We start from the raw sequence: 8,198 nt of genomic DNA on the forward strand, positions 1-8,198 counted from the left end.
CAATTAAAGTTAGTAATGGTTTTGATAATCCCTTCAAAATTGAAGACATCAAAGTTACCGGCAGACCGCCGACCTGGTCCGAAGTGAATGAGTTAACACTGGTGAAAGGGACAGAACAGTCTTTCGCACCTGCAATGGGTATTTCGGATGACGACAAGGGTAAAGAATATCTTTTCAGCGGGTGGATCATGAATCCCTCGGGCAGGGAGCTAATCATTTCTATACAAAATAGAAAATTCCCTCTCGCTCTTGAAACTCCTATTGACGGATGGCAGCGATTTGAAGTGGTGTTTACATCGCCTAAAGTTGATTTTTCGATTGAAATTCATGCGCAAGTTTATTATACTCCAGGCAATCCTTCTGAACCAGGGGTAAAGCCCTTTTATATTGACGATATCCGCCTGTTGCCATTCAATGCGAGCATGCGAACCTTTGTTTACGACCCCGCTCAGCACCGGACTGTGGCTGAACTTGATGATAACAACTATGCCACATTTTACAATTACGATGAGGAAGGTACCCTTGTTCAGGTGAAGAAAGAAACCGAAAGGGGTATTATGACTATGCGTACAACACGTCAACATATCACGAAATACACTGAATAGCCATGAAAACAACAATAAAATTATTGCTGACAATTTGTTTTTTAAGCTGCTCATGCCTGATGACACAAGCAGGAGAGGAAACATACATCAAGGAACTCAGGGGACAAAAAATCCACCAGAATGCCACCATATCGCTATTTCTGCCAAAACCGGCATTTACAAATCTCACACTGATTCCTTTTGTTGAATATTATTCAACCGGCCTTATTCCGTTTGCTGAGCCTTCAGTGGCAACATATACTCCACCCGTGGAACAGACTACCCAAACGCTTTCGTTAACTGATGCTTCTTACAATTATACTGTGCCCGGCACTCACTTCACAGCAACAAATGAAGTTCCCAACGACATCATCCGGAATCCGGTGATCTCAGTATTGTTCTATCTGGATGAGCACGGTTTAATACAGCATTTTACCGCTGCGGCATCATGGACGCTTAAATACACCATCACCCTGCATGCAGCTCAAGGAATCCCGGTTACTTCCAGTTTACAAACCCTTACTATTAATTATACGCCTGAGGGCAGCTATTTTGCTAAAGCAGTGAATATTTATGAAAACTATACCGGTGCAGTGCTTAATGTTGTAAGTATTGAAAGCAATCAGGGCGAAGCTCCGCTTCCTGAATCGCTGCTAGTGGAGTTGCACGCTGAGTGCGACAGGTGGTACCGGCTGGAGCACAATGAAAAGCCAAACATCTATTTAAGCGGAAACCTGACTTTGCCATCATCAGATTGCAATGGTTCCGACGGACTGCCCAATAATGAGCTGCCACTGGCATGGGATTGGGTACACGGCGCCGAGTCGTATGACCTCGAATTCCTATTTATTGATGTTCCAAAAGAAGACCTTGCTACCATCAACCTTTCCAATATCAGGTTTGATTTCAGAAATGCCACCCGTATCAGCACCCCCAACAACCGGTATAATATCTCTATGGCCTATCCGGCCGGCATCCTGATTTTTCGCGCCAGGGCCATCGGGGTGGATATTACCAAACCCGAACTGCCGCGCAAGGAAGGGGCATGGAGTATTGCCCTGAGGCAAGGTACACTTAACAGCATACCGCAAAACATGCTGTTCAGATACTGCGGACTGGAAGAGAACCTCAACTGGCAATACACAGCCGGCTATGCCGAGGATGGCATGCGCAAAGAAATAATCACCTTCTTTGATGGCACGCTGCGCAACCGGCAGCAGGTTACCGTGCTCAATACCGATGATGTTGCGCTGGTGGCTGAAACGGTGTATGATTACCTTGGCAGGCCGGCAGTACAGGTAATGCCGGGCGCAGTTAACTCAGGCGGAATGGCTTTTTATGACAACGGCATATCCGGGAGTCTTTTCAATGGCAGTTTCGGGCCTGACCAGTTTGACACGGATGAGCGGTTTGACAACCCCCACCCTCTAAATTTTTCCGGCAATACAAGCAAAGCCCATCAATACTGGTCGGCTGAGAATCCTTTCATCAATGCGCCCGGCGATGGATTTAGCCGCTTACTGCCCGATGGCGGCGGTTATGCCTATACACGCACCACCTGGATGAACGATGGCACACAGCGGGTAAGTAGCCAGTCGAATGTGGGCCCTGACCTGAAAACAGGCTCCGGAAAAGATACCAGGTTCTTTTATGCCAGGCCTCCCGGACAGACAGAACTCGACAGGCTATTTGGCAGCGAGGTTGGCTTCGTAAGCCATTATACCAAAAACATCACCATTGATCCCAACGGGCAGGCCAGCGTAGCCTACCTCGACCAGCAGGGACGCACCATTGCTACTGCCCTGGCTGGTAACACTACCGATAGCCTGCTTACCATTGACCATGCTCCGGATCCAACGGCAATGAAATCGAACCTCCTTGATGACAACAAACTTACAGTGGACAACGAGATGGTAAGTGTGACTAAAATTCCGGTTACATCACCCGGAAGCTATAAGTTCCATTACAAAGTCAATACAGCCGTATTTAATGATCAATGCCTGGGAGACTGCAACTGTGCCTATATGCTCAGCATTACTCTGCAAAACAATGATAAAGCCACGCCTGAATGGGCGATTATTGACAGACAGGTAAGCGATGGATTTGAAATCCACGAAATATTGACTCTTGATCCTGGTATTTATACCCTGACAAAGCGGCTGTGGTTAAACAAACAGGATATTGAACAACTTGCCATTGATTACAGAAACCATGAACCGCCTTGCATTTCAAAACCCCAGGTTGAGCCGGAACCCTGCATCTTTACCTGCGAAGAGATGTGTGAAGCCATGTTCCCTGAGTTCGACAGCATTTCCAAACAATGGTTCAGGTATTATGACGAAGATAGCAAAACTTACAAAGTTTCTGATGATTTTCAACTAAGAGAAGAAAAAATTGAAGATTGCGAAGTAAACAATTGTGATCGCAGCCCACATCTTGATTTGTGCGGCCTTCGCCGCAAAATTATGCTTAACGACCTTAGCCCCGGCGGGCAGTATTTCGACAATGCCTACATCATTGATAGAATTACCGGGGAGCGAAACGAGGTGGATAAGAACGGCTGGCTCAGAAATGCTTTCCCATCTGATAAAAAAAATCCTTTGTTTGCAGATGCAGACTTAAAAAGCGTATTTGATAGTTATTTCAATTCAACCTCCAGGCGTGATACTTTGTGGAATTACATGCGGGAGAACTGGAAACCCGAATGGGCTGAAATCATGTTGCCCTGCCACCCGGAGTATTGCATTTACTATTATTTCTGCATCTGGAACATTGAACCTGCCGAACAATGCGGGCAGACGCCACCCCTGGCTGATTACCGGATTTACGACAGCATCATGCAATTGGTTAATGACTCAATTAAAGCATTGGAGTTTGGATTCTGGAACCCGCTGGCAATGCCCAAAAATACGACCACCGACGGGCCAGAAGGCGACAATAGCCAGTATATGCCGTTTGATCTGTACCCTGAAACCGACGGTTGTCCCAATAATGGCGAACTATTCTTTTACCCCTTATCCGACCCATTTTTCAGGCAAATGTTCCCCGGTGGAAATGAGCCGGCAGTTAAATGGCCATACCTCGACCCGGCCTTTAACCCCGATCCCCCTGAACGAATGAAATCATTCCTGCAAAACTACCTTAAAGTTGGCGAAAACCCCGACAGGTACTACAGCTTGTGGTATTTGCTGTTTGACCCTGATGATATCGCCCATAATCCACCACCTGAATTTGATGCAAATTTGCTGCGCATTTTTACCCTGATGCAGGATACCCTTTTCAAACCTGTTTCGGAGGGAGGCCATGGCATTTCACGTTTCCAGTTTTTCAAAGGAACATACGGGTTCTTTAAGCAAAAGATCATATCCGATGTGTATGACAGCCTGCTTGCTTTCACGAAAAATCCTCCATGCGGTAATTGTGATTACGTCACAGGGTCCTCGTCGGAGGGTGTTTTTCTTCCATATGATTCTGGAGATCCCTATACTCTGACACCACAATGGATCGGCAATTCTGATAGCCTCACATTGCCACAGCTGCAAACAGACAGTGCTTATTATCAAGGTGACCCCGGAAATTCCTCTTATCCTACAACACTATCGACAGGAAATCCTCCTTATGATGAAAACGAATTAATAATCCCATGCGATACCTGTGTGGGCGGGTTTTACCTTAACTACTCCATCACCTCAGCCGGATTGCTTACCCCCGAAGGGTTCACAGCGCGTTTCTGGCGCAACGACCTGTTCGACTTGTATAACTCGGGTAATCTTGATGAACATGTGGAGGATCAAATGATACAACATTGCGAATCCGGATGCGAAGCTTTGGCTTCTTACTGGGTGACAAAACTTACAGGTTGTGTTAACGAGAGCGACAAGGATGATATTGAATCATATCTTGCCCAGATTTGTAAATCAGCCTGTTCAACAGATACCTTTGAGGGAGGCGATGAAGTGCCGGATAAAGATCCTCCAATCCAGTGGCCTTATGGCAATACATTCCGCTCATTCCAGTATGTAATTGACTATTACCATAGCTTATGTACCGGCTGCCCCGATTGCCCCGAAATTAGGCATCCGCAGGTGATGGCAGGCAATGCAGAATGTAGCTGCGATAACCTTGCAGCGCTATTTGATGAACCCGATGCCACCCCTGCATCCGTTGCAGCCGAACTCACTGATTTGTTGGGTACAAATTATACGCCGGGCGATGTTGAAGCCTGGAGAAACAAATGCATGGAAATCCCGCTTCCGGAAGTGGAAGATTTGGTAGCAATAAATTTTCCCGATGAATTGTTGTGTGAAGACCTCACCCATCCTTTTGAAAGCGATGAGGAGTATGAAGCTTTTGTACGTGAGGAATGTGAACGCCTGGCACAACGGGATGCCGACGACAAAGCCCTGGCCATGCTCAACAGGCTCTACAACGATGCCATTACCGCATTGCTGGCCAGATACCGCAAAACCTGCTTTGACCTCCTGCCTTTTATCGAAACATTCACCATGGAGTATGAGCTGAATGAGTATTACTACACTCTATACTATTACGACCGTGCCGGCAACCTGATTAAAACCGTACCTCCCGAAGGGGTAAAAGTGATCAGCGATGCCGATACCCTGGATGCCATTGCCCTGCACCGCCGCAAGCACAACAATAATCCTGAAGCTAATTCTTATGACGCTGACCATTATTTTGTATGGCCTGAACACACCCTTGTGAGCGGGTACAAATACAACACCCTCGAAGGCATTACATGCCAGTACAGCCCCGATGCCGATACCAGCCGCTTCTGGTACGATCAGCTTGGCCGCATGGCCACCTCGCAGAATGCTGTGCAGCAGGAGAAAGATGCATGGTCGTACACCCGCTACGATGAACTCGGCAGGATTTATGAAGTTGGGGAGTTGATTGAAGCCGGCAAACCCTTTGAGGATACCACTTCGCGAAATGAACAGGCGCTTAACGAATTTATAGGCTCCGGCAAGCGCACACAGGTAACCCATACCTTTTACGACAAAACAAAATTGATTGCCCCCGGATTTGAACAAGAAAACCTGCGCAACCGCGTGGCTTCTGTTGCTTATTATAACCAATTATCTTTTGGCCAGTTCACTCCCGGCTTTAATTACCATGCTTACAACTCCGCAATCCATTATTCTTACGACATTCACGGCAATGTTGACAAACTCTGCAACGACTTACCCCTGCTGAATTCTTGGAAGCGCAGGTACATACAAACCCACTATGAATACGACCTGGTGAGCGGCAATGTAAAAAAGGTGATTTACCAGCCCGGGCAAACCGAGCAGTTTATGCACAAGTACCGCTACGATGCCGATAACCGGATCACCCACGCGTTTACCTCCACCAAAGGCCGTTTCTGGGAACTGGACGCCCGCTATTTCTATTACCTGCACGGACCGCTTGCCCGCACCGAACTTGGCGACAGAAAAGTGCAGGCCCTCGATTATGCTTACACCCTGCAGGGATGGATAAAAGGGGTGAACAGTGTGGCGCCCGGGCCGGAACGCGATATGGGTGGCGATGGCAATGTATTTGGCGCCATCAACAGCCTTGTTGGCCTGGATGTGTTCAGCTATACCCTGGGCTATTTCACCGGCGATTATACCCCCGTTGGCGGCGGCGCCCACTTTGCCGCTGCACCCTCCGGAAGCGGCGGCTTTGCAACCGATGCCCCCTCGCTGTACAACGGGAATATCGGCCATATGACCGTTGGCCTTACCAAACCCACCGACGAGAACGGCCCGCAGCAACTGTTGCCGGTTACAGCCTATGCTTTCCGCTACGACCAGTTGAACCGCCTCAAAGTTTCCGGAACTTATAACCATGACCAACAGGTTGGTTACACCTTTACTGAGAACTACAAGATGGCGCTCAGCTACGACATGAACGGCAATATTGACACCTTGCTGCGCCATGGCCTTGCGCCAAAACTGGAAATGGACAACCTCAATTACCATTACTATAGCGGTACAAACCAACTGAAACATGTAACCGACAATGGGGTTCCTCCAGGCAACTACGATGTGGACATTGACGGCCAGAACGAAGAAAACTACCGTTACGACAAAACCGGCAACCTGGTGGCCGACGATGCCGAAGAAATTGAAGCCATTGCCTGGAATGTTTACGGCAAGGTGAAATCTATTTCACGGAGCGCAGGCAGCGACAAATCCGACCTGGAATTCCTTTACGACCCCATGGGCAACCGCCTGGCCAAGGTGGAAAAGACCAGGAACGCCGCGGGGCTTAAACCGGAAAGCGACTGGAACTACACCTTTTATGCCCGCGATGCGCAGGGCAACATCATGGCCAACTACAGCCTGAAAAACAACCCCCAAAGCAGCAGTTTTGTGCTGGGCGCCACAGAACTGGTAATGTACGGCAGCAGCCGCCTGGGTGTGGTGGATACACTGATACGGGTTGACAGCGCCAATGTAACACCCAACCTGAACCTTACAGGAGCACAATCACACATTTGGGAGGAGGGAGTAACGCCGGAATTGCTGCTGCCCGGCGACGAAAACACCGTAATAGCATATCCCATTGAAGAAACCCTGTTTGAACCGGCTGAACCAACAGGGAGTGTTACAGGCATTGTACCGGTAACTGCCGGAGAAACCCTGTTTGAACCGACTGCACCAACCGGGGGTGTAACAGGCCTTGTACCCGCAACTGCTGAAGGAACCCAGTTTGATCCCGGAAGCCAGACGTGGGAATTGGTAGGCGCCGAACCTGTATTTTTTGAAGAAACACCCCTTGCACCGGTGGCGCTGAAAGACTCCCTGTTTACAGGCCGCAAACGCTACGGGCTGACCAACCACCTGGGCAATGTAATGGCCACCCTCACCGATCGCAACATAGCGGTGGATGACTCCGGCTATATGCAACAACCCGGCGGCAACTGGACGGAAATGCCACCCGGCAGCCAACGCTATGCCTATACCCCCGGCACAGGTGAATGGAACAAAATTGCCGGCCCCGATGACCTTACCGACTACTACACCGCCGACCTCTCCTCCGCACAGGATTACTACCCCTTTGGGATGCTGATGCCGGAGAGGAATTGGAAGGTTGAGGATTATAGGTTCGGCTACAATGATGGTTCTGAAAATGATAACGAAATCACCGGGGTAACTGGCTCACATATAACAACATATTACAGAGAGGAAGCATTAAGGGAGAGTTTTTGGTGGTCGCCAGACCCCAAACTGCATCCGAGTTGGTCTCCTTATGCTATGATGTATTGTAATTCTATTTTGTTTAATGACCCATTGGGTGATACTATACGGGTTAAATATGGAGGATTTTTAGTTTTTGGTAGAAAAACAGCAACTTACAGAGAAGGTAGTTTTTATGATAAAAAAGGCGGATTAGTTTCAACAGACAATAGATTTTTCAATAAAGTAGAAGGGGCTATCGATAAATTAAATGCAGGAACGGAAGGTGGAAAATTAGTTGATGAATTAGCCAGTAGCGAACATGATTTTATTATAAAAAGAGGTGAAAATTATAGCGGCGATTATAGTTCATTTGGTAGAACTAGTGAAAATGAAGTTAAGCTAGGAGTTGGCTCAGGTGGTGTTATAA

The 8,198-nt window shown here is 48.0% G+C and carries 2 protein-coding genes; both read left to right on the forward strand.

Annotated features, from left to right (window positions below):
• Positions 1-605: hypothetical protein (locus IH597_07985; GenBank protein ID MBE0662392.1), on the forward strand; the 605-nt coding region annotated here is incomplete at its 5' end.
• Positions 606-664: 59 nt separating this feature from the next.
• Positions 665-8,198: hypothetical protein (locus tag IH597_07990; protein ID MBE0662393.1), on the forward strand; the 7,534-nt coding region annotated here is incomplete at its 3' end.

It is taken from the genome of Bacteroidales bacterium, assembly GCA_014860575.1.
In the GTDB taxonomy this organism is placed as follows: domain Bacteria; phylum Bacteroidota; class Bacteroidia; order Bacteroidales; family JAAYJT01; genus JAAYJT01.